Source organism: Paenibacillus caseinilyticus, from assembly GCF_027533645.1.
Lineage (GTDB): Bacteria > Bacillota > Bacilli > Paenibacillales > NBRC-103111 > Paenibacillus_G > Paenibacillus_G caseinilyticus.
Genome location: NZ_JAQAGY010000017.1, coordinates 85,087 through 106,862, shown reverse-complemented (window position 1 = coordinate 106,862; position 21,776 = coordinate 85,087). Strand labels below are relative to the sequence as shown.

The 21,776-nt window shown below is 55.4% G+C and carries 27 protein-coding genes; 12 read left to right on the top strand and 15 right to left on the bottom strand.

All coding sequences use genetic code 11. The annotated features are described in order from the left end of the window. Positions 1-16 precede the first annotated feature (16 nt). The 4 genes from O9H32_RS22635 to O9H32_RS22620 all read right to left on the bottom strand — a co-directional run bounded on the left by O9H32_RS22635 (position 17) and on the right by O9H32_RS22620 (position 2,749). A complete protein-coding gene (locus tag O9H32_RS22635) occupies positions 17-250 on the bottom strand; it encodes an ATP-binding protein (protein WP_269868392.1) in 234 nt (77 codons plus the stop codon). Between the two features lie 6 nt (positions 251-256). Beyond that, positions 257-784 carry a hypothetical protein gene (locus O9H32_RS22630; protein WP_269868391.1) on the bottom strand — a complete coding sequence of 176 codons (528 nt, stop codon included), beginning with the start codon at positions 782-784 and terminating at the stop codon, positions 257-259. 168 nt (positions 785-952) lie between these two features. Next, a complete protein-coding gene (locus O9H32_RS22625; RefSeq protein WP_269868390.1) occupies positions 953-1,720 on the bottom strand; it encodes a GNAT family N-acetyltransferase in 768 nt (255 codons plus the stop codon). A 117-nt stretch (positions 1,721-1,837) separates the two neighbouring features. Beyond that, a complete protein-coding gene (locus O9H32_RS22620) occupies positions 1,838-2,749 on the bottom strand; it encodes an acyl-ACP desaturase (RefSeq protein ID WP_269868389.1) in 912 nt (303 codons plus the stop codon). A gap of 237 nt (positions 2,750-2,986) precedes the next feature. On the opposite strand from O9H32_RS22620, the gene O9H32_RS22615 reads away from it, so the two are divergent. Together O9H32_RS22615 and O9H32_RS22610 are read left to right on the top strand one after the other, a co-directional pair. Next, the gene (locus tag O9H32_RS22615) at positions 2,987-3,187 is read left to right on the top strand and encodes a cold-shock protein (RefSeq protein ID WP_269868388.1); all 201 of its coding nucleotides are present in this window, start codon (positions 2,987-2,989) and stop codon (positions 3,185-3,187) included. Between the two features lie 89 nt (positions 3,188-3,276). After that, the gene (locus tag O9H32_RS22610) at positions 3,277-3,483 is read left to right on the top strand and encodes a cold-shock protein (protein ID WP_269868387.1); all 207 of its coding nucleotides are present in this window, start codon (positions 3,277-3,279) and stop codon (positions 3,481-3,483) included. A 286-nt stretch (positions 3,484-3,769) separates the two neighbouring features. On the opposite strand, the gene O9H32_RS22605 is transcribed toward O9H32_RS22610, so the two are convergent. Beyond that, positions 3,770-4,207 (bottom strand): YkvA family protein, encoded by a 438-nt coding sequence (locus O9H32_RS22605; protein WP_269868386.1) that lies wholly within the window; start codon positions 4,205-4,207, stop codon positions 3,770-3,772. A gap of 380 nt (positions 4,208-4,587) precedes the next feature. Between O9H32_RS22605 and uvsE the strand changes: the two genes are divergently transcribed. Next, positions 4,588-5,535, top strand: coding sequence for a UV DNA damage repair endonuclease UvsE (uvsE, locus tag O9H32_RS22600; protein ID WP_269868385.1), 948 nt, complete (start codon positions 4,588-4,590; stop codon positions 5,533-5,535). A gap of 56 nt (positions 5,536-5,591) precedes the next feature. Here the strand turns inward: uvsE and O9H32_RS22595 are convergent, their stop codons facing one another. Both O9H32_RS22595 and O9H32_RS22590 read right to left on the bottom strand, forming a co-directional pair. Continuing rightward, positions 5,592-6,200: a fumarylacetoacetate hydrolase family protein gene (locus O9H32_RS22595; protein ID WP_269868384.1), complete on the bottom strand. Its 609-nt coding sequence runs from the start codon at positions 6,198-6,200 to the stop codon at positions 5,592-5,594. Between the two features lie 276 nt (positions 6,201-6,476). Further along, positions 6,477-7,598: a GIY-YIG nuclease family protein gene (locus O9H32_RS22590; protein ID WP_269868383.1), complete on the bottom strand. Its 1,122-nt coding sequence runs from the start codon at positions 7,596-7,598 to the stop codon at positions 6,477-6,479. Positions 7,599-7,867: 269 nt separating this feature from the next. Between O9H32_RS22590 and O9H32_RS22585 the strand changes: the two genes are divergently transcribed. Together O9H32_RS22585 and O9H32_RS22580 are read left to right on the top strand one after the other, a co-directional pair. Then, positions 7,868-8,296 carry a VOC family protein gene (locus tag O9H32_RS22585; RefSeq protein ID WP_269868382.1) on the top strand — a complete coding sequence of 143 codons (429 nt, stop codon included), beginning with the start codon at positions 7,868-7,870 and terminating at the stop codon, positions 8,294-8,296. A gap of 130 nt (positions 8,297-8,426) precedes the next feature. Then, the gene (locus O9H32_RS22580; RefSeq protein WP_269868381.1) at positions 8,427-8,780 is read left to right on the top strand and encodes a cyclase family protein; all 354 of its coding nucleotides are present in this window, start codon (positions 8,427-8,429) and stop codon (positions 8,778-8,780) included. A 299-nt stretch (positions 8,781-9,079) separates the two neighbouring features. On the opposite strand, the gene O9H32_RS22575 is transcribed toward O9H32_RS22580, so the two are convergent. Continuing rightward, the gene (locus O9H32_RS22575) at positions 9,080-10,576 is read right to left on the bottom strand and encodes a serine hydrolase domain-containing protein (protein WP_269868380.1); all 1,497 of its coding nucleotides are present in this window, start codon (positions 10,574-10,576) and stop codon (positions 9,080-9,082) included. A gap of 128 nt (positions 10,577-10,704) precedes the next feature. Between O9H32_RS22575 and O9H32_RS22570 the strand changes: the two genes are divergently transcribed. The 3 genes from O9H32_RS22570 to O9H32_RS22560 all read left to right on the top strand — a co-directional run bounded on the left by O9H32_RS22570 (position 10,705) and on the right by O9H32_RS22560 (position 12,582). Beyond that, entirely contained in the window at positions 10,705-11,421 is a 717-nt protein-coding gene (locus O9H32_RS22570; protein ID WP_269868379.1) for a TetR/AcrR family transcriptional regulator, read from the top strand. Between the two features lie 465 nt (positions 11,422-11,886). Beyond that, positions 11,887-12,279 carry a DUF5071 domain-containing protein gene (locus O9H32_RS22565; RefSeq protein WP_269868378.1) on the top strand — a complete coding sequence of 131 codons (393 nt, stop codon included), beginning with the start codon at positions 11,887-11,889 and terminating at the stop codon, positions 12,277-12,279. 18 nt (positions 12,280-12,297) lie between these two features. Further along, positions 12,298-12,582, top strand: coding sequence for a hypothetical protein (locus tag O9H32_RS22560; protein WP_269868377.1), 285 nt, complete (start codon positions 12,298-12,300; stop codon positions 12,580-12,582). Between the two features lie 99 nt (positions 12,583-12,681). On the opposite strand, the gene O9H32_RS22555 is transcribed toward O9H32_RS22560, so the two are convergent. The 3 genes from O9H32_RS22555 to O9H32_RS22545 form a co-directional block, all read right to left on the bottom strand. After that, on the bottom strand, positions 12,682-13,533 hold the full coding sequence (locus O9H32_RS22555; protein WP_269868376.1) for an IS3 family transposase: 852 nt from the start codon (positions 13,531-13,533) through the stop codon (positions 12,682-12,684). Between the two features lie 27 nt (positions 13,534-13,560). Next, positions 13,561-14,238 carry a transposase gene (locus O9H32_RS22550; RefSeq protein WP_269868375.1) on the bottom strand — a complete coding sequence of 226 codons (678 nt, stop codon included), beginning with the start codon at positions 14,236-14,238 and terminating at the stop codon, positions 13,561-13,563. A 136-nt stretch (positions 14,239-14,374) separates the two neighbouring features. Beyond that, positions 14,375-14,578 (bottom strand): hypothetical protein, encoded by a 204-nt coding sequence (locus tag O9H32_RS22545; RefSeq protein ID WP_269868374.1) that lies wholly within the window; start codon positions 14,576-14,578, stop codon positions 14,375-14,377. A gap of 148 nt (positions 14,579-14,726) precedes the next feature. On the opposite strand from O9H32_RS22545, the gene O9H32_RS22540 reads away from it, so the two are divergent. Continuing rightward, positions 14,727-15,134 carry a MarR family winged helix-turn-helix transcriptional regulator gene (locus O9H32_RS22540; RefSeq protein WP_269868373.1) on the top strand — a complete coding sequence of 136 codons (408 nt, stop codon included), beginning with the start codon at positions 14,727-14,729 and terminating at the stop codon, positions 15,132-15,134. Positions 15,135-15,488: 354 nt separating this feature from the next. After that, complete coding sequence (locus O9H32_RS22535; RefSeq protein ID WP_269868372.1) at positions 15,489-15,998, top strand: hypothetical protein; 510 nt, start codon at positions 15,489-15,491, stop codon at positions 15,996-15,998. Between the two features lie 307 nt (positions 15,999-16,305). Here the strand turns inward: O9H32_RS22535 and infC are convergent, their stop codons facing one another. Both infC and O9H32_RS22525 read right to left on the bottom strand, forming a co-directional pair. Further along, on the bottom strand, positions 16,306-16,800 hold the full coding sequence (gene infC, locus O9H32_RS22530; protein ID WP_269868371.1) for a translation initiation factor IF-3: 495 nt from the start codon (positions 16,798-16,800) through the stop codon (positions 16,306-16,308). A 140-nt stretch (positions 16,801-16,940) separates the two neighbouring features. Then, on the bottom strand, positions 16,941-17,435 hold the full coding sequence (locus tag O9H32_RS22525) for a DinB family protein (protein ID WP_269868370.1): 495 nt from the start codon (positions 17,433-17,435) through the stop codon (positions 16,941-16,943). A 325-nt stretch (positions 17,436-17,760) separates the two neighbouring features. Here O9H32_RS22525 and O9H32_RS22520 point away from each other — a divergent pair, with 325 nt between their 5' ends. Together O9H32_RS22520 and O9H32_RS22515 are read left to right on the top strand one after the other, a co-directional pair. Then, positions 17,761-18,450 carry a DUF2306 domain-containing protein gene (locus tag O9H32_RS22520; protein WP_269868369.1) on the top strand — a complete coding sequence of 230 codons (690 nt, stop codon included), beginning with the start codon at positions 17,761-17,763 and terminating at the stop codon, positions 18,448-18,450. A 284-nt stretch (positions 18,451-18,734) separates the two neighbouring features. After that, the gene (locus O9H32_RS22515; RefSeq protein ID WP_269868368.1) at positions 18,735-20,024 is read left to right on the top strand and encodes a glycoside hydrolase family 18 protein; all 1,290 of its coding nucleotides are present in this window, start codon (positions 18,735-18,737) and stop codon (positions 20,022-20,024) included. A gap of 199 nt (positions 20,025-20,223) precedes the next feature. Here O9H32_RS22515 and O9H32_RS22510 read toward each other — a convergent pair whose 3' ends face one another. Continuing rightward, positions 20,224-20,589 carry a DUF2512 family protein gene (locus O9H32_RS22510; RefSeq protein WP_269868367.1) on the bottom strand — a complete coding sequence of 122 codons (366 nt, stop codon included), beginning with the start codon at positions 20,587-20,589 and terminating at the stop codon, positions 20,224-20,226. 277 nt (positions 20,590-20,866) lie between these two features. Further along, positions 20,867-21,676 carry an NAD-dependent epimerase/dehydratase family protein gene (locus tag O9H32_RS22505; protein ID WP_269868366.1) on the bottom strand — a complete coding sequence of 270 codons (810 nt, stop codon included), beginning with the start codon at positions 21,674-21,676 and terminating at the stop codon, positions 20,867-20,869. Positions 21,677-21,776 lie beyond the last annotated feature (100 nt).

The following is a 21,776-nucleotide window of genomic DNA, read 5'->3' as shown; positions in this document are numbered from 1 at the left end:
GCTGCTCCCCCCTTTTTTATCGTGATAATAGGTTGATGCCGCTTCCCGGATACCGTTCCCTCAGGTATTGGCGCTGTTCGATCCGGAAGAGACGGTTGTGTTCGGTAGCTGTCACATAGGCATGGTAGATGGACCCTCCGGTGACCGAAGGCATGAAGAGCAGCCAATGGGGTCTGAGCATCATGGTCGATTCGGCCGGATTCCCCAGCAGCAGCGCAAGAAGCGCTTCGTGCAGATGCGACAGCGACAAATACGTCTACCACCAAAAGATGGCATAGAACGCGAGCCCGATCCTGTGATTGTAGAGCTGTCCGAGCCCTGGAAAGAGAAGGGACGCGGCAGCGGCCGCCAGCGGGCTCTTCCGTTCAAGGTACTGAATGCCCTGGGGCCGCAAGATGAACGCCTGCAGCCGGGCATTCTCGATCTCGGCCAGCTGGCAGTGCCGGTTGGCCTCCAGGGTCGAACGGTAACTGTCCCACATCGCAAAGAGATAAATGATACAGTAGCCGTACAGCCAGACCGGTTCGAGCACGTCCCGGGCGAGCGTATAGCGGCAGCTGAAGGTATACACCATCGCCTCGTTGATGTGGGCAAGTGTATTGATGATCACTTCCGACAACGTTAATAGGACGCCACGGATATACTGCTGCAGCAGCAGGTGGCCAAAACCAGGAAAGGCCGCAGACCACCAGAGCACCAGATAAGGATTCTGACGCTGCAAGCTGGTTACGCCGAAGGTACTGAGCAGGGCGAGAGGCCTGCGGGGGCCACGGGCGGCCTTCACGGTCATCTTCCTCTACTTGAGAATTGGATATGGTCTACGCGCATACTTCCATAGTATGGCAGGGCCCGCAGCGTTCCATTCATCCGGGTTCAGTCCCAGCGGGTGTCCGCTTCTCGCGGAACACAGCCAATAGGGCCAAGCGTCCGGCGCTTGGCCCTGCAAGGGCCGCTAGGCGCGGCCCTCTACTCCCTGCTTCTTCACCCTGTACCACTGGCGGAACCGCTCGGTGAACCCGAGCTTGTCGTAGAGCCGTACGGCCGGCTCGTTGTCCGCAAGCACCTGCAGGAAGGCCCCCTCGCTGCCCTGCTCCCTGCTCCAGTGCAGCAGATGCAGGATCAGCGACTCGCCATAGCCTTGACGGCGGAAGGCCGGACCCGTCACGATATCGAACAGTCCGCTCTCCCCGCCGTGCAGCACGGAGAGCCCGCAGGCGACCGTCTCTCCATCCGCCTTCAATACGGCGAAGCAGCATTGGGCCGGATGCTCCGAGAACAGCCGGAGGATCGTCTCCCGGTACGCCTCATGGGCCGGATTGAACGCCAGGAACGCCGAGAGCCACGCCTCGGTCAAGACGGGCGAGAGTTCCGCCTCCGGGTAGGCGGGCTGCGGCAGGAGTCCCTCCGCGAAGCGAAGGGTCCGGATGCTGACCGGCTCCACAAGCGCATAGCCCCGCTGCTCCAGCTCGGCATCAAGTCCCGCCGGTTCCGAGGCCTCCGTCATCTTGAAGACGACGGGCAGCCCCTGCCTGCCGTAGAAGAGCTCTGCGTCCCGGATTTTGTCCTCCAGCGGCCGATAGGCCGGGTATAACGGCTGGACCGAATTGGACCGCTTCGTATATCCCTGCGCCCACCGCAGCAGCCAGCCGTCTTCCGCCCGGGTCTGCAGGCAGGGCCAGGCGTTCATCGCCCATTCTTCATAATGCCGGATGTCGTTCATTCCTGCTCCTCTCCATTTCCCCTCGTTGTCTTGGTACGCGAACAACCCCTGCTCCCGCCGCTTGAACGGGTACAAGGGTTGCCGGTGATAGTTGTCGGTGCCTTGGATGGGGCCCAGCTACTTGACGCCTCTAGCGGCAAGTCGGGCACTGATCCGCTTCAGCTTGCCGTGATATTCGAGCAGATCGAGGCGGGCCTTCTCCGCTTCGGTCCGGCTCGGCTTCACATCCGCGATGCCCCACACCTGAATAAGATGGTCGAATACCTGGTTGAAGTAAGACACCGGCCCGTAGCCGCCCTCTTGGGCGATGACGTCCATGCGCTCTTTGAACATAGGCATGTCCCTGCCCGGCATGGCGAAGCTCGTCATTGCCTTGTGTATATAATAGACGAAGTTGTGGTCCTGACCGAGATAGCCCTTGACCACATCGCGGTAGAATGCAAAATGGAGGGACTCGTCCTTCGCCAAGCGCCGGAGCAGCGAAGCCAAGTTCTTGTCGTACGGACCAGCGGATTTGGCCACGTTGTTATAGAACACCATGGTCGCCAGCTCCTGCACGGCGGTGTAGACCATCGTCTCCATGGCGGTGTCGAAGTCCGGTACGAAGCCGCCTTCGACCACCGTCTTGCGCAGCTGGTGCAGCGCAGCGGGGTCCGCGTTGCGGGTGATGATCAGATACGTCTCGAGCAGGGACGAGTGCTGGTCTTCCTCGGATACCCACGTATGGACGAAGTCTTGAAGCACTTGCAGCGAACCTCTAAAAGTAACCGCCAAATGGTGGTAGAAGAAGGGCAGATTGACTTCGGTAAGCAGCGACGTTTCGACCGCCAAATAAATCGGATCGGGCAAAGTCCGCTGGTCGGGGGACCACGGGTGTTCCTTGAAGCTTCGTCCGAGTTCCCAAGGGATGAATTCGTGGTAACTCCAATCGATCGCTGCGGCGCGGGTACGGTGCTGTCTATATAATTCGGTCAGATACGGCTCCAACCGGAGATCGATTTCTTTCAATTGATAGTTTAGCGCTGGCATTTCGAAACCTCCTCATCCTTCAAACTTTACAGGGAATATGTAGTCGAGTCAATCTTTACACTTATTGTTTCCAGATTAAGGATCTGGTATAATAAAGTATCGTGTATAAGAAGCGGAGAATCTACATAGAGTAATGGGTAATGACATCACATACATGCTGCCCGTTATGCGATGTGGATTTTTTTGGCTTCGAGCTGTATACGTACATTAAGGAAAACGGTGGAGGTTGTAACGTTTATGGAAACAGGAACAGTGAAATGGTTTAATGCAGAAAAAGGCTTTGGTTTCATCGAAGTGGAAGGCGGCAAAGACGTATTCGTCCACTTCAGCGCCATTCAAGGCGATGGCTTCAAGTCCCTTGATGAAGGCCAGCGCGTACAGTTCGATGTGGTTCAAGGCAACCGCGGACCGCAAGCCGAGAACGTCGTTAAGCTGTAATCGCCGCTTCTATAAAAGAACTGTCCGTCCGGACAGTTCTTTTCGATTGACATTCGATTCGAATACACGATACCACGGAGGGACATTACATGTATTTTTCCAAGCGAACCATGGAACCGGCCCCACAAGAAGAGACGCCTGTCTGGACCTGCAGCAAAGAAGGATGCAACAGCTGGATGCGGGATAACTTCGCATTCGAAGAACAGCCCTATTGTCCGATATGCAGTTCAGCCATGGTCCAGAATACGAAGATGCTTCCCATCCTGGTCAATCATTTTACGAATTCGAAGAAATAACGGGTCGGCCCCCCTGCCGGACGGGCTCCCGCCCGCCCTCGCAGCGCCGGAACCCGTATCCCTGTCAGGCCATAAAGGGAGATGCCGGTGAGCGTCCGGTGGAATAACCGGAAACGAGCAGCCTCCATCCACTCCCTATATATAAAAGAGCACCGGCCCGAGGGCTGCGTGCTCTTTTTTGATAGATAAGAATTTATTATCTCGCCAAGGCTCGATCCCCATCCACACCCGGGCAGGAAAGTCCCCGCGCGGGAGATGCGCTAGCTGCGTCTACGCAGGCTCAGCTTTAGGAAAGGGTGCTCTTGGGCTGCCCCGCCCCTTCCTCGGTATCGCCGCCGAACAGTTCCTCGACCTTCTCCTTCGCTTGGCGCTTCACCTCGTCATCGATCGCCGAGCTTACCGATTTGACGGCCAGCGCAAGCGCGCCCCAGTCATCCAGGAACCCCATGCCGAGAATAAAGTCCGGAATAAGGTCGACCGGCAGAATCAGATAACCGAGCGCCCCATAGATCTGCATCTTCGCCCGGGTCGGCGTCTTCGGGCTCTTCAGGGCATAGAACAGCAGCAGTCCGGCATGCACGACGGCCTCACCGGCGAGCTTCGCGTATTTAGCGATTTTGGCCCAGAAGCCCTCCTCCGAGTAGTGCTTCTCGTACTTCGTCATGTTCTCCCCGATCGCTTTCTGCTGTTCCTCGCTTAACCCTATCTTTGTCGTAGATTCCATGCCTGTCCCTCCCTCTCATGAATTCCGTAATCTTTATTACACGCGCGCCGGACGATCGAACCTGCTTGGAGCCAGGAACAGAACCGCCTGCGGACGTTCACCCCCGCGGATGCGTCCAGCGGGCCTTCCATCCCTGCGGCAGACGTGGGCGGACAGGCTGCGCCGGACCGCGTGGAGCGGCGCCTCGTCCCAGCGGCGGTCCGTCCGCCGCAGGCGCACGCGCACCCCATTCAGCGTGAGGTTCGCTGTGCGCGCGACCTCCGTCATGCTTCACTTAATCACAAGGGCCGGCGCGGGTGAACCAAGTCGTTTTGGGTTAAATTACATTGGGGTTAATTGACTAGAGAACGAACGCATACCCGAGCGGAAGGAGCACCCTCATGGAGATCCGGATCGGCTACGTCTCGATGGCGCTGGCCCTCTTCAACAATACGCCCAGTTCCACCTTCACCTACAAATTGTTCTCCCAGCGTCCCCGCGAAGAGGCGATGCGGAGGGCGATCGAGGTCGGCCGCAAGAATCTCGAAGCGGCTCGGCGCATTCTCTACTACAATGCGGCGCACGGCATCCGCCTCTTCCGTCTCTCCTCGTCCCTGATTCCGCTGGCCACCCACCCGGATGTCCTGATCGACGTGGCACAGGTGTACAAGCGGCAGCTCGCAGAGCTCGGCGAATTCGCCCGCCGTCATGACATCCGCCTCTCCATGCACCCGAACCAGTTCACCCTGCTCAACGGCAGGGACTCCGTCGTGGAGGCGGCCATCCGCGACCTCGAATATCACGCGGCGATTCTGGACGGCATGGGCCTGGACGATGCGGCGGTCATCAATATCCATGTCGGCGGCGTATACGGGGACAAGGCTTCCGCTACCCAGCGGCTGTACGACAAATTCCCCGAAGTCCCGGCCCCTATAGCCGCGCGAATGACCTTCGAGAACGACGACAAAACGTATACCCTGCTCGAGACGCTCGACGTCTGCGAGCGGCTGGGCCGGCCGATGATGCTCGATCTCCACCATGACTGGTGCAACCCTTCCGGCACGGAGCCGCTGGACGTGCTTCCGAGAATCCGTGCCACGTGGGGGGATCGGCCGATGAAGATTCATGTCTCTTCCCCGAAGGACGAGAAAGACTTCCGCTCCCATGCCGATTACATCGAGCCGGAGCCGCTGGCGGCCTTCCTGCGGGGCTGCCGCGAAGCGGGGATGGAGCGGATCGACGTCATGGTCGAAGCCAAGATGAAGGATCTGGCCGCCCTCCGGCTGACGGAGGATCTCGGTAAGATCCGCGGTGTGAAACGGACAGACGGCGGCATGCTGAAGTGGTAGGATGACTTTTTTTATACATCGGTCAATTCATTATTAAAGAAAAAAGCCTTGAATGCTCAAGGCTTCAAGGCAATCGTATGACGGAGGATGCCGAGCTCGGGACTCCGCAGCTCGACCCGGTCTCCCGCCTGACAGACGCTCGGGTTGGCCGGCGTGCCGGACAAGATGACATCCCCCCGGCGCAGCGTCATAATCCGCGACAGGTGGGCCACCTGCCACAGAGGTGCAAACAGCATCTCCGACGTATGCCCCTGCTGGATCCGCTCCTCGTTCACCCACAGTTCAAGATGAACGTCGGACGGGTCCGTGAGCTGTACCAGCGTCCCGATCGGGGTCATCTCGTCGTACATCTTGAACCGCCCGTCCCCGAAGTGGTCGACCGCCGTCATGTCATTGGCGATGGCATAGCCGGCGATGACCGACGCGGCCTCCGCCTCGCTGATCTGTTTGGCATCCTGCCCGATGATCACGGCCATCTCCACCTCACAAACGAACGTCCCCATCTCCCGGGACACGTGGACCGTATCACTGAACGTTAAGCTCTCGGGGGATTTCAGCGACAGGGACAGCTCCTCATCGCTGACGATCCCTTTTTCTTGCCGGAACGACCGGAAATTCGGGCCGATGCAGATTACTTTTCTCGTTACGTCACGTCCGTAGATCACGATGGAAGACCTCTCTTTCAAGGTAGAATGGCTGCCTGCTTAAGCAAAAACCGGTCTATGCTCAGGCACCTGATGGCTGCCCCTCTATTGTATAGGCCGGGGAGCCTGGAGGACAAGCAGGCAGAAAGCAGCCTATGCCCTAGCGCTGCAGACATATTCGGCTTCCCCGGGGCCAGCTTATGCCCCTAAAAAAACGGCCCGAAGGCCGAGATACGCGATATGATAGCTGTAACCTTATGGCAAACCTGTGAACATTTCGCCCTGGTGCCAAGCCGGCTAACACCCCTGCAGCTCCCGCTGCAAGCGGTATTCGTAATTCTCCCGGCACAGCTGGAGCAGCTCGTACTTCAGCCCCCGCTTCGGCTGCGTAATCTTGACGGGGGGGCCTCCTCCTCGGTGAAGCAGAGACCGCACCATACGGGGATCGGCCACCCGGTTGACGATCAGCTCGTGCGGGCGTTCCGCGGTATAACGGGAGACGAGGAACCGGTCGCAAGCCGTATCCCCTGCTCCGGTATCCAGGGTGAGCAGATCGAAGTCCCGCAGCATGCCCTCCTGCACCTTGGCGACGAGCACCCGCTCTTCGCCGAAGTAGAGCACGTCCTGGTCGACCAGGGCCTCCCGGTCGACGATCTGCTTCGCGGGCATCTGCTCCAACACCCGGATATGCCGCAGCATGGAAGCGGCTTCCTCGAACTGCAGGCGCTCCGCGTAATACTCCATCTTGCCGTACATCGCGGCGAGCAGATCGTCCCCGTGGCGCAGGAGCAGCTCGGCGGCCTGACGGGCCGTCTCCCGGTACGCCTCCTCGGAGATCTTCCCTTCGCAGACGCCGCTGCAGCGGCCGATATGATAGAGCAGGCAGACGCGCTTCGGCATCGTCGTACAGGTGCGCAGCCGGTAATGGTCGGTCACGAATTCCATGACCGCATTGCGGAACCGGGAGCTGCGGTACCGGCCGAACCGTTGTTCCTTGTCCGGCGCCGCCTCCTTCTTCTCTGCGGCCCCAGCCGATGCAGCCCGGATGGCGGCGGGACGGCGGTCGCGGTAGTAGACCGCCAGCCGCGGCAGCCGCTCCGACGTTAGGTGCAGATAGGCGTAGCCTGAGTTGTCCTTCTTCAGTGCGCGGTTGAACGGCGGCTTGTGGATCTTGATGAGATTATTCTCGAGCAGCAGGCTCTCCGCCTCGTTGTTGACGAGCATGACTTCGATCGAAGCGATCTCCTCGACGAGCTGGCGCAGGCGCTTGCGCTTATGTTTGGTCTGAAAATAGGAGCGCAGGCGGCTCCGCAAATTTTTGGACTTGCCGACATACAGGATACGGCCCGCTTCATTCTTCATGAGATAACAGCCGGGACGTTCGGGATAGACAGCGGCCTGGAAGACGAACGGCATCATAGGATCCCCCTGTTCCTTCTCGGGTGTGGACATAGCTTTGGGATGATGGACGGCGACTGGCGGCGAACGCAGGTTCGCGCCCCCTTATTGTACAACGGTCTCCGAATTTATTCCAGAGGCTTCATCGATCCGTCACGATTGCGGGGATCCAGCCCTCCGTTATTGCAGGGGGCTCCACGATGAGGTAAGCTGAATTCAAAACCAGGAAAGGGCTTACATAAGTAAAGCAGCCAGCAGCATTTATCCCATCCCTTAAGGAGCGTGCCCCGGTGATCAAAGGAATCGGCCATCTTGCCTTCGATGTCTCCAACATGGAGCAATCCCTGCACTTCTACTGCGATATTCTCGGCTTCACCCAATCCTTCGAGATTCATAACGATCTAGACGAGCCGTGGATCGTCTATCTTCAGGTAGCTGGACTGCAATTCATTGAGCTATTCTACGGCGGGAAGAACCGCCCGGAGCGTGTCAGTCGCCCCATCGGCTTCTCCCACCTCTGCCTGGAGGTCGACAGCATCGAAGAAACCGCCTCCCATCTGCGCAGCAGCGGCGTACCCCTGGATGTCGAACCCCAGAAGGGCAAGGACCTCAATTGGCAGTGTTGGGTCCGCGACCCCGACGGCAACCGGATCGAATTCATGCAGCTCGATCCCCAGTCGCCGCAGGCGAGATGCGGGCGGGGGGAGCCGCCAGTCTGAGCGCTTCTTGTGCGGGGCCCAAGCGCCATACGTTAAGTGACGTACCCGGCTGGGCTCCGGCCCCAAAATTCTCGGGTGGTCAAACAGAAGTGAAATTTGGATAATAGCTTGCAGGAAAGGAGGCGCCTGAGTGAGAGTAATCGATTTGTCGATGCCGATTGCGGACGGCATGCCGGTGTATCCCGGCGATCCGGAGGTAATAGTCAAGGTAGCGCACACTTACGAGTGTCACAACTGGGAGTTGCGGCAGCTTTCGATGGGCAGCCATACCGGAACACACGTGGACGCGCCTTCGCACATGCACCCCGGTGCCGCGACATTGGATGAGCTGCCATTGGAGCGATTTTTCGGGGCATCGCGCGTAGCACGGATCGAAGACCAGACTTGGATGGAAGGCCGGGGTCTGTTTTTCGCCGAATCCGTCGGTCTGGAATGTTTTGACCGACTCGCTGCTCTGCGACCACCGTTCGTCGGCGGCGAATGATCTGAAGAGCTGGAGCGGGCGTTGCTGGGTATCGGAATTGTGACGTATACGGGGCTGCAGGGTCTGGATCGCCTTCCCAGCGGAACTGACTTTATGTTTTACGGATTTCCTCTGCGCATCGTTTGTGGCGACGGGTCCCCAGTTCGGGCCGTTGCGGTGGTGGAGGCTGAGGCGGGGCTTGGAATGAACGTATAAAATGTCCTAGCGGAGAACGATCGTGTGGAACTGCTGCAAGGATGTCTCCGCTTTGATGCTCATGGAAGGAACTCGAATCCGGATTCATCCGGTTCATTAGCTATTCATTCAGAGCCCGATGGATCGAATTGACCATAAACATGGGCATTTTCGTGTTTAAACGCGGCAATCACATCGGATACCAGTCGGTCGGCTCCGGCGATAAGACCATCTGGGTGATGTGACATGCCCAATCGTACTACGACTAGGCGCTGTGATGGTACGATTACCACATGCTGCCCCATATTGCCCATGGCGAAAAATGCATCACGCGGCACATGGGGCATCCCCCATGGAAGTCCATATGGCGCATTGCCACTCGTAGCAAGATTAATCCAAAAGCCGGCTCCATAACCTGTGTCGAGCGTCTGTGAGGACGAGAATTGAACCCACCCTTCCGGTAGGATGCGGTCTGTACCTGCCATGCCGTCGTTCAAGTACAAGAGCCCAAAACGAGCCCAATCACGTGCGGATGCCAACATAGACATCGCACCGTTTGGTGTGCCGGTCGCATCAAACTCCAGTGTTACGTGTTTCATGCCGATCGGGCCGAAAAGTTCACGCTGCGAAAACTGCCTTACATCCGAGGTCCGAGCACCAACCGCGTCGCGGATGATGCGCGAGAGAAGTATGTAGTTGCCGTCGGTGTAAGCCCACTGGCTTCCAGGCGTCGCAACTAACTTTGCTTCCTCTGCAAAACCCGCCATATCACGTTCGAGAAAGATCATTCTGGATGCAGGATCGAATCCTGAACTGGTTTGTTTAAGAGCGAGGCCGCTTGTTTGCCGCAACAATTCTTCGATTGTAATCCTATGGCGCGGATCCTTCTCATTACTCCAAGTTGCAATCGGCGCGGATTGGTCAACTTTCAGTTTTCCCTGCCGGACCAGAATGCCGATCAGTGCATTGGTGACCGATTTTGTCGCGGAAAATCCCAATAACGGGGTATCCACTTCTATGCCAGAAGCATAACGCTCGGCTACGATCTTTCCGTCTTTGACTACGACGACCGCTTGAGTACGTATATAGGGTGGTTGCTCACGTTCTGCAAAAGCTCGGTCGAGTGCGGCGATAAGTTGTTCGTTCCGAGGCTCAACCACAGCAGGTCCCGCAATCTCGGGAGCCTGTGAATTCGTTGAGACAACTGGTGAATTATAACCAGCGGATGTACTCAGAGCGGCATCTTCAGGTCTATGCACCAGCATGCAACCGATACCCTCGCTGTACACCGCCTGAGTTTTGTACAGTCCCGCGATTGTCGTTGCGACTTCGCTCTTGTTACGGTCAACGTTGAAGTGAATCAAACGGCTAATGGTTCCAATAGCCCCTTCAGGCTTGACCATGTCGGCGTAAACCTGATCGGGATCAAGGTTGGAGACAAATGTCCCGGAACAGATTTCCTTACTGGTATATCCCGAAGCAACCATTAATGGCTGATAAAGGATAAACCCTGAGCAAGCGGATAGTGCCAACAAGGCTGCGATCACAAGCAAAGTAAATCTGCGGTTGATTTTACTTCTAAAACGGTTTGACGATGGATGAATGGTGCGGAATTTACTCAATGCATATGCCCTCCTCACGAGCCTTGTATACACTGTACACATCACATTATATGTATACGGCGTATACCCGTCAACCTTAATGTGGTATACTATGTATGTAATTTTTAAAAATTCGGGAGCGTCGAATTGTGGTCAATAATAAGAATGATCAAACATCTGAAGATAGCCGTAACCGGAAGAAACCTGTTCGCCTCAATCGAGAGGCAATCGTGGGATTAGCCTTATATGTTGCAGATACGGAAGGAATCGATGCGGTGAGTTTTCGGCGATTATCCCACGATTTGGGCGTAACACCCATGGCCATCTATCGGCACGTACACAACAAGGATGATCTTTTAGATGCCATGACCGAACAGATGCTGGCTCATTTCGATACCTCGGCAGTAAAGGAAACGGATTGGCGGGAACAGGTTAGAGGGTTACTTTATGCTTTACGTCAGGTGTTACTCATCCATCCCTCAGGTAGATACTTGCTGTCCAGACGGTCCCTGCCTTCGACAAACAGGCTCAGAATTTTCGAGACCTCACTTAGCATCCTTCGCAACGCTGGCTTCGGGCCTCAAGAAGCGTTCCTCATTTTTGAACATCTGCTGAATCAAGTCGTCTCGTTGGTTGTTACGGGAGATGGTTACATACAAGGGTCGGAAGAAGAACGCCAATTGTGGGGGGCTAAATTGCTGGAATTCTATGGCGGCCTTCCGAAGCAAGAGTATCCTTGGCTCGTAGAAGCAGCCCCGAATATTGCTGCTTGCGTCGATAAGGATCGTCACTTTAAGTTCGGTGCAGACCTCCTACTGGCTGGACTGGAGGCAATGGCGGCCTCCATACGATCAAATAATCAGTAGGATAGCTGAATAACAATCAGGACGAAAGCTGCCGGCATACCACCGGCAGCTTTCGTTTTTGCCCCCCCGGATTGTGGAGCTTTATCCAATGATATCCCCGAGGGTGAGCAAAGCAGCACCCGTTTAAACCCTTTGGGAAGAACATGCTGCGGGTTCCCCAGTCCGAGTCGAAGCCGGCTGCCGGACGGAGTATAACCCGATAACGCTACGCCCCTGTGCGCTTGGAATGCGCCTTGGCCGTACCGCGCTTTACAGCTTTGACAATCTTCAAACTTCCAGGTAGCGGAAGAACCCGTAGAGCTGCTTATTCCAATTGAAAGTTAGATAGAGGAGCAGTTTGCCGCGGCAGCTGCTCCATATTTCCGTTGAAGTAACGGGCAATTTAGCGTGGATTAGGATCATTCGGACATTGATTAAAATTTAATGTTAGAATTGGTGTAGAAAATAAAGAGAGGTAATAATGATATGAGTAATAGGAACCTTATTCCTAAAGATAAGCATGATTTGGATTCAGTAAGAAGGTTAACGCAACATTCAGCAGAGGATATTGAGGAGATCTTTCCTATTTTATTCGAATGGTTGCAAGATATTAATTGGCCTGTCGCTCAAGAACTATCAAAGGTCCTCCCTCGATATGGAAACCATCTTGTGCCACATATTGAGGCTGCGTTAAAGAGTGGGGATACCCAATGGCAGTACAGTTTATTACAATTTTTGATTAGGGAGCTACCTAAAGAAACGTGCAATCTTTTATTGGAGACGATTCAAAGAATCGCATATCATCCAACAAAAGGAGAAGTACTTGAAGAACTTGATATACTAGCGATGAACACGATTAAAATCATACAACAGAGATAGAAAATAGGTGGGTTGAAGTTGTTACAAAAATGGCCATTTGAAGACCCGGAAAATGTAGCTGTCATTACCATAGATAGAATTATGAAGCGAGAAAGCCCAATTTTATATGTAACACATGACGATGACGATGGTATGTGGCAATTTCTCGATGGTAGCGAAGTAAAGGAAGAAGAGGCGCATCTATTATCGTTAAAAGAAATGGTCAACATTGACCCGAGTCTGACTCAACTCTCCGATCTTCCGCTTGGCTGGATTGCATGGAGAGACAATCAATATAGTGAGTGGGTCAGAGTACAAAGATAAGCATTTGTCATTAACGGGTACGTTAGTGCAATAACCAGGGAGCATATGGTCACCTGAACTGCACCCCGTCAAGTAGACAGTACAAAAAATAAAAATCAATTAAGCGGCCTTGGTCCTGTATTCCATCGGACTGAGGCCGTTTAGTTTTGCTTGCAATCGTTTGTTATTGTAAAAGTGGATGTAGGCCTCAATGTCCTTCTCGAGCTCCTCAAAGGTTTGGTAAGTATGTAAATAATACTTCTCGCATTTTAGAGTTCCCCAGAAAGATTCCATGGGGCCATTATCGATGCACCGCCCAACCCGGGACATACTCTGAGTCAGTTTATTTTCGGCCAAGAGCTTTTTGAAGTCGAGTGACGTGTACTGAAATCCCCTGTCGCTATGAAGCATCGGCTTGCTTCCTGGAGCGGCTTGCAAGGCTAGCTTCAACGTCTCGAATACAAGTGGATTGTTATTGGAATGCCCCAACACATAGGAGACGACCGATTTATCATGAAGATCCAGAATTCCGCTTAAATACGCCTTCTGACCGCTTCCGTATTTGAATTCTGTTACATCCGTTACCCATTTCTCATTTGGCTCCGCTGCTTGGAAGTTACGATTTAACAAGTTCTTGGCCACCTGCTGCGGAGTGGAATGCGCATATTTCTTTCTCTTCCTGCGGATGACCGACTGAATTCCCTTGACCTTCATCAGCCGGTACACGCGCTTATGGTTAATCGCCTGTTTGGTTTTCCTGCACATGTGCAGGGTTAATTGGCGGTATCCAAAGGTGCATTCCACTTTCTCATAGATGGACATCATAACCTCTGTCAGCCGCTCATTCTCTCGCTCACGGGAACTGGGCTTGCGATTTAGCCATTTGTAATAGCTTGAACGTGGCATTCCTGCAACTTCACACAGAAGCTGAATGCTGGATCGACGCCTCTTCCTGAAGCGCTTGAATGGCAAGGTAGACGTTCTCTTGGCGATATTGGCTTAGCTTCGCCTCCTTTGGAATTCCCGTAACTTTTTTAGAAATGCATTCTCCGCACGAAGCCGTTCCATTTCGTATTCCATCTTCTTCATCTCGAGCTTCTGGCGATCTGCCTCCGTTAACTCTTCCGACGCTTTCTTTCGTCCACGGCCATCCTTTAACGAATCCTCACCGCCGGCCTCGAATTTCTTCACCCATTGATACACTTGCTGATAAGAAACCTGAAAGTGTTCCGCCGTCTGTTGGTAATTATGTTGATGCGCAAGGCAATAGTGAACGATATCGATCCGTTCTTCCCACGTTGTTGAACGACTCTTTGTCATAGCTTTTGCTTCCCCTTTGTAGGCTTTTAAGCTGCTATGATCATTATACTTCTTAATCCAGTTGGAAAACTGTGTTATACTTGCGATCTTGTATTTATCGATAATCTGGTATTTGGACAATCCCCCTTCGTGATAATCCATCACCGCCTGAAGCTTCAGCTCAGCGCTATAACTTCGATTATGAGCGCTTCTCTCCAGCCCTTCATATCCATAGATCTTGTAACGACGCTGCCATTTCATCAAAGTCGTTTTGTTCATACCGTATTTTCTCACCGCGGCCTTAAAGCCGATATTTCCACTCGAAACTTCTTCAAGGATAGCGAGTTTCTCTGAAGCACCGTATTTTTCTATAGACATGAAAAAGCTCCCCTTACCGTAGCAGGATTTTATTATTTTACCTGTCTACCGTAAGGGGAGCATATCACATGGCAGCTGCTCCCTTTGTCGTTAAGCTACCGGGCCAGATAGTTGAAGAGGAGTTGTAATTTGAAAATTAAAGCGTCTGCTTGCTTTTTTTATCTTTCTTTCTCAATCTGGGAAATACGAAGAGAGTCGCTACCCCTCCCCATTCGTAAAATTCAACTGGGCCGTATATCTCAGCCAAGCTGTACACTGCTAAAAATGGTAAGAGGCCGATCGCAAAAATAGAAAATAATAATCCGAAGGAAATGTATTTCACAATATCACTTACTTTCATAAATCCCAACTCCAAATCTAAATAGGATTTTGAAGACAAGCCGCCATATCTAATGGCATAATGTGCTTACATGTCAACTGTAATAAGGGATTGCAAGCCTTTAGTTTATATCGCAATACGATATAAATATGAAAAGGAGTATGTATAAATGCCAAATAAAAGCTTATCGAAATCCTTGTATGAGCAGTTGGCTGATTTTAGATATAAGCTGCGCATATTTATTCACTTCAGTGAAAATGCAGCCAGGGATGTAGGTCTAACCCCACAACAACACCAATTAATCCTTGCCATTCAAGGATATCCGGGACGTGATTACGCAACCATCTCCGAGGTGGCCGAAAAGCTGCAGATCACTCACCATGCTTGTGTTGGTTTAGTAACCCGCTGTGAAAAATCCGATCTGGTCAAGCGACGTCCTAATCCGGACGATGCACGAAGCGTTCATATTGCATTAACGGATAAAGGCATCGAGCTCTTGGGGCTTTTATCGGCCGTGCATCTAATGCAACTTCAAAATCTCCAATTTGATTTAACTTCGTTCAAAGATACTCATTGATCGAACTTGCTGAAAGAATAACAAACCAGAAGAAGCTGCCGGCACACGATCGGCAGCTTCTTTACGTTACTGGGTCTCTTTCAATGATTCATTCGCATTGCCCATAATCACTGTATTGTTCCGTTATGCCTAAATATCGCACAAATTGTTAAAAGAAGAACACGAATTGGCAAGACTTTACCGAAGTAATCCATTATCATCAGAAACTGTAAGCGCCTGTTCAAGTAAAACATCGCTTTCAGGGAAAGGGGAGAATAGATGACCTGAGTATAAAAGAGAAAAGTGCACTGTTAGAGAGGTTCGTTTTAAAATTATAATCAGGGTTTACTAAATAACCCAGGAAAGAGGCCATTCATGAAAAAGCTTACATTCTTATTGCTCGCGGTATTCATGCTTCAATTCTCCCTTGTTTCAGCAGCTTCTGCAAAGGATAGCCTGGCCAATGGAGAAACACTTGCTGCAGGTCAACAGTTAACATCAAACGATGGAAGATTTTTCTTAAAAATGCAGACAGATGGAAATTTAGTACTTTATACGAGCTCCGGTCAATCTTACTGGTCTACAAGCACGAATAAGGCAACGATTAGAATCTATGATCCGTTTTGTGGTTGTACTCGTGTAAGAACTGCCGATAAGCTGGTACTCGAGGGCGGTAGTCTTGTAATCAAAATCGTTCAAAACCCGGTTTGGCGTTCAGACAACTTAGCTTTTAGCAAAATGTGGTACCAAGGGACTAACCAGCCATTGCCGGCAAATCTCTATGGAGATAAGCTGATCATGCAAGATGATGGGAATCTGGTTCTTTATAACACAACAAGTGGCAGCTGGTACCCTGTCTGGGCTTCCCATACAGGCGGAAGATAAAAGTAAAATTACGGAGCCGTGTCTTCCTAGCGGCTCTTTTATTTTTCTTACCGCTTATACCAAGCTCAGCTCAGCAAGCGGCAAGGCGAAGCGCTCCCGTATTATAAAGCGGATGTAGGCTTCCTCAAAACAATAAGCTAACATCAAACACCCCTTGACGGCGATTCCGCTGCCAAGGGGTGTGTTGTTATGAGGCGTACCGCTTCCTTGCCGGAGCGGCGTTATTCCTACTCTTAAGCACCTGCCTCCGGCCCGGATGTCCTGCCGCCGGCACATAAGCCTGCGCACAGATGCAGATGCCTCCCGCCTACAGCGGGTTCACTTTCACCTGCGCGCCCTTGCCGCTGACCTGGATGCCGGACTCCTTGCGGCCCGCTGCCGCCAGATCCTTCAGCATCCGCTCCAGCAGCGCTTTGGCTGCGGGTCCTTCCTTGGCGGACGCCGTCTTGACGACGAATTGCACGGCGCTGCCCGAGGCCAAGAGCTTCTCGGCCTGCCGCTGCTTCGTGTCGTAGTCGTGCTCCTCGATGTGCGGGGTCAGCCGCAGCTCCTTGACCTTGGCCGGAGTTCCGCCCGAGGCACCGGCGGCCCGCTTGTCCTTCTGCTGCGCTTCCTTGGCCGCCCCCCGGCGGGTCAGCCGGCACGGGGGAGGCGAGCTCATCAGCGAGGTGCAGACGAGATCCACCTTCAGCTTCTTCGCCATAGCCAGCGCTTCGTCCCTAGAGACCACCCCCAGCGCTTCGCCCTCCAGCCCGGTCAGCTCCACCTCAGCCGCTTTGATTTTCTCGTTCATGATGATCATGATAGTCCCACTGCCTTTTCGCTCCAGGCCCACAGCCGCTCCGCCGCCTCCAGATCGGAGGCCGGGGGAGAGACCCGGTCCGGTTGTTGTTTGTAATAAGGTTCGCCGGAGATGCCTCCGGCTGGGCTTGCAGCGTCTGCTTAGGCCCCGGCCGGCAGCCCCTGCTTCAGCTCCTCGATCTGTCCCCAGTGCCGCTGTTCGTGCACGCCGATGAACGTCAGCCACTGCCTGAGATCCATGAGACCGAAGACCGGATGGGGAAATGACTTCTGCGCGAGCACCTCATCGGAAATCCCCGCAAGAAGCTGCTCCAGATCCTGCCTTGACGCATCCAGCTTGCCGCGGAGCTCTTCCTTCGTGTAGTATCCCTCTGCCGGGACCAGATACGGTGGTGCCGGAAACAAGCGGCTGCGGTCGAGGGTCTGGAAGAACGGCTTCGTCTCCACCGGGCGCACCTCCCCTTCCCGAAGGGTTTTGGCCATGGCCCGCGTCAGCGATTTCTCAATGAGATAGAGATGCTCGAGCACCTGGGCGATCGTCCAGCGGCCCTCTTCCACGCGGGTATTGAGTTGTTCGTCACTGAGCTCTTCTAGCGCCGCCCACAGGTTCGAGCGGATCTGCCGGTTGTTCTCCATCACTGCCTCACTCCCGTCGCTCCGGCCAGAGCCGGACTATATGTTCCCATCATACCGCAAAGTCCCGCACGATAGCCAGAGGCCTGCCTCTCCCGGGTGACGAAAGTCAGGGGCGGTCGTGACCTCCTTCACTACAGAATAAATCGGGGCCGCAGTATCATAAAGTTCATAAAGTGCAGCCCGCTGCAGACCCGCAGGGTCCAGCGGGAATACAGCCTGAGACCGTTTGTACTTACGCTGCTGCAGCCGCCCGTTCCACGATCCACAAAACCCGCGGAGAGTCCCCGCCAAGGTGGCTCCCATCCGCACACGGAGGATGATACGCATGGTTATGTTATTCGATCTGTTCCGCTGGCTTCACATTGCGGCTGGCTTCCTCGCCTTGTTCACGTTCTGGATTCCTATGGTTACCGTCAAAGGCGGCAAAGCCCATAACCGCAGCGGCTGGTTCTATGTCTGGTGTATGGGCACGGTCGCCGTCTCGGCCCTCTACATGGGGGTCTACCGAATCTTCCTCGACCCCGGCAGCGACGCGGGCCGCATCGCGTTCTCCTGGTTCCTCATCTTCATCTCCGTCCTCAGCTCGGCATCCGCCTGGTACGGACTCCGGGTGCTGCGGGTCAAAGGGCGCAAAAGCGCTCACCGGGGCCTCTTCGACCTGGGCTTCTCCCTGCTCCTGCTGCTCTCCGGCATCGCGGTCAGCCTCTACGGCTTCCGGATTGAATTCCCTCTGCTGCAGTATTTTCCGTTCGTCGGCATCCTGCTCGGCAGCCAGCAGCTCTACTACTGGCTGAACGTGCCGAAGACGCGCAAGCACTGGATCATCGAGCATATCGGCGCCATGATCGGCTGCTGCATCGCCACAGTCACCGCCTTCACGGTATTCGGCGCCCCGCGGCTGCTCGGGGTCGACTCGGTCTCCATCCTCCTATGGTTCATGCCTACGATCGTCATGGTGCCGCTTACCATCGGATTCTCCCGGTATTACCGTAAAAAGTTCAATGCCGCCGCCTAACCATCCCACCTCCGGAGCCGGTTCCCGTCAGCCGGCCCCCCTCCGCCCCCGAGCACTGCCATCCGCGCCCGGATCCCGCTCGCTCCCTGGGCTGCCGGGCCTGCCGCACCCGCACGCTCCCTGACCTGTAAGGTCCCGGCTTGCTGTATTCCCGCAAATTCCTCCTCCTTCCTTCCCTTTGCCTGACATTCCCCGCCCCCTTCCCGAATATCAATAGGGTAAGCGAACATGGCAACCGGGTACGGCGGCTCGTTCCGGTCATGGCCAACGAAGGAGGGGACAATATGCAGATTCACGTGGTGCAATCCGGACAGACGCTGTACCGGTTGTCACAGGCGTATGATGTGCCGGTACAGACGATCGCCGAAGCCAATGAAATCCCGATGAACCGGACGCTGGTCGTAGGACAGGCACTAGTGATTCCCATTACCGGCCGCTACTACTGGGTGAGGGCCGGGGATACGCTGTATTCCATCGCCGCCCGGTTCGGTACGACGCCGGCCCGGCTGGCCCAGATCAATGGACTGAATGCGGGGCAGCCACTGCGCGTCGGCATCCGCCTCTACATTCCGCCCGCTCCAAAACGGAGGGCCGAATTCAACGCCTACCTCGAGCCGCGCGGAGAAACGGTCGCTCCCCGGCTGATCGAGGCGGCCCGGGAAGCGGCGCCGCATCTGACCTACCTGGCCCCGTTCTCCTTCCGGATCAACCGGAACGGGACGCTGACCGCCCCTCCGCTCGATAACCTGAGGGGGATCACCCGCGCCCAAAGGGTGACGCTGATGATGGTCGTGACCAATCTGGAGAACGACCAGTTCAGTGCCGAGCTCGGCAGAGTGATCTTAACCAATGAGGCCGTGCAGAACAACCTGCTCAATAACATCCTGCGGACGGCGCGGGAGCTAGGGTTCCGGGACATCCACTTCGATATCGAGCACCTGCGTCCCGAGGACCGGGAAGCGTACAACCGCTTCCTGCGGAAAGCGGCAGCCCGGATCCACGCCCAGGGCTATCTCATGTCTACCGCGCTCGCCCCCAAGACCAGCGCCGCCCAGACCGGCGAGTGGTATACCGCCCACGATTACAAAGCGCATGGAGAGATCGCCGACTTCGTCGTCATCATGACGTACGAATGGGGCTACAGCGGAGGTCCGGCCATGCCCGTATCCCCGATCCGCGAGGTACGCCGGGTGCTTGAGTATGCGTTGACGGAAATGCCAGGCTCCAAGATTATGATGGGCCAGAACTTGTACGGCTACGACTGGACGCTTCCCTTCGTCCAGGGCGGCGCATACGCCAAGGCGCTCAGCCCCCAGGCGGCGATCGAGCTTGCCCATAAGGAGCAGGTCGCCATCCAATATGATTATGCCGCGCAGGCCCCCCACTTCAACTACTGGGACAACAACCGCAAGGAGCATGTCGTCTGGTTCGAAGACGCCCGCTCCATCCAGGCGAAGTTCAACCTGGTCAAGGAGCTGGGGCTGCGCGGGGTCAGCTATTGGAAGCTCGGTCTGCCCTTCCCGCAGAACTGGCTGCTTATCGACGACAACTTCACCGTCGTGAAACGGGGATAGGCGAAGGGTAATTCCCTTGTGGTAAGGGTCGTGGCCTAAGGAAGCGTACCTGCTGCGCCATCCGTTCAAGATCTGCGGCATGGGCAGATGGAGGAAGCGGTCGCCGGACGGTCCAGTCATTGCGAGTCCCTGCACGTGCAAAGAACCGCCTAGGCGCTTACGCCCGGCGGTTCTTCCGTTTGCCATGAATCGCTCCTTCTTACGCCTGCGCTCTTCCGGCTTCGCCGCGGTAATAAGGATCCCTCTGCAGGAAGAAGTGGAACAGGAACTCGAAGGCCCCCAGAATGACGACCAGACCGATGAGTTCAGCCACGTTCAGTGTCCACGGAGCGAGCTTCGCTGCGGCCCACAGGACCATGGCGGCCAGAATAGCGTCTACTGCGGTAGCCGTCACATTGTTGGTCTTCGGCAGCACGAAGCGGTCGCCGAGGAACCAGGCCGCGACGGAGAGCAGCAGGGCGGCCACGAGCGTTCCCGCGAACGAGGCTTCCGCCAGCATCATCAGGAACAGGACGACGATGAAGCCGTTGCCTGCCAGCTTGATCAGCAGCTTGTCCATATCCATGCGTCTCACCTCTCTTCAGTAAGGATGGGGAACGTTGCGTCTTGCTTACAGTCCATTAACCCAATCCGGCAGGAGTTAACCTGTCTTCCTCCGGACGAAGGCTCCCCCGCCCGCCGGGGGCGGAGGCGTGCACGGGCGGCTGCTCCCAGCCGCCGTCTGTTCCGCCGGCTCGCTTCCACGCAGCTTCTTGCGCGGTCTCACCTGGCCTCGAGCCGTCCCTGGCCTGCCGGCATGCCTCCGCTCTATTCCTGCGGCCGCCCTGGCCCGCTGCCAGCCCTCATCGCCGGTCCTGCGGCTGCTCCTTATTCACGGCGCCGCCGCCCTGATAACGGGTCTCGTCGTCCTCCTTGACCGGCTGGTGCCGCCGGCGCGCCTCTTCCAGCAGCTCCCGTCCGTCATCCTGCGGGCGGTAACCGATGAGCTCCTCCAGGTAGCCGATGTCATAGTAGTTGTCCTGGTTCGCCGAGGTGCCGTACAAGCTCAAGAAGTCGATCTCCGGATCCGCCTCAATACAGCATACGGCCAGCTGCACCATATCCCGCTCCGAAATGAAAATATGCGCCGCCCGCTCCGAATGGGGCCGGTCGTCGCCGGGGAAGTTGCCGATGCGCAAATTGACCGAGGATACACCATACTTGTCGGCATAATAGCGGCCGAGCAGCTCGATATAGCATTTGCTCAGCCCGTAGAAGCTGTCCGGCCGGTAGGGTTCGCCCGGCATCACGTCCTCCCCGACATCGTAGAAGCCTGTCGCGTGATTCGAGGAGGCGAAGACGACCCGCTTCACCCCGTTCGCCCGGGCCGCTTCGTACACGTGGTACGCGCCCGTGACATTCACGGGAAGCACCTTGCCGAGAAAGTCTTCGTCGTCCTTCGCCCAAGCGAAGTGCAGGATCGTATCCACGCCCTGCGCCAGCTCCTTCAGCCGCACACCGTCGGTCACATCCAATTCCACAATGCCTGCCCCTTCATCCGCCCTCAGGTCGGCGGCTACCACCTCATATCCCCCATGTGCCCTAAGGCCCTCCGCCAAGCAGCCGCCGATTCTGCCGCCGGCCCCGGTGACGAGCAGTTTTTTGACCGTCATGGACTCCCTCTCCTCTCGCTCGGTTAAGTACCTAACCTCTCCTTATTGTAAACGCCTTCTTCCCTTATTACCCCTGGAGGCTATCTCTATACCTGCTCTT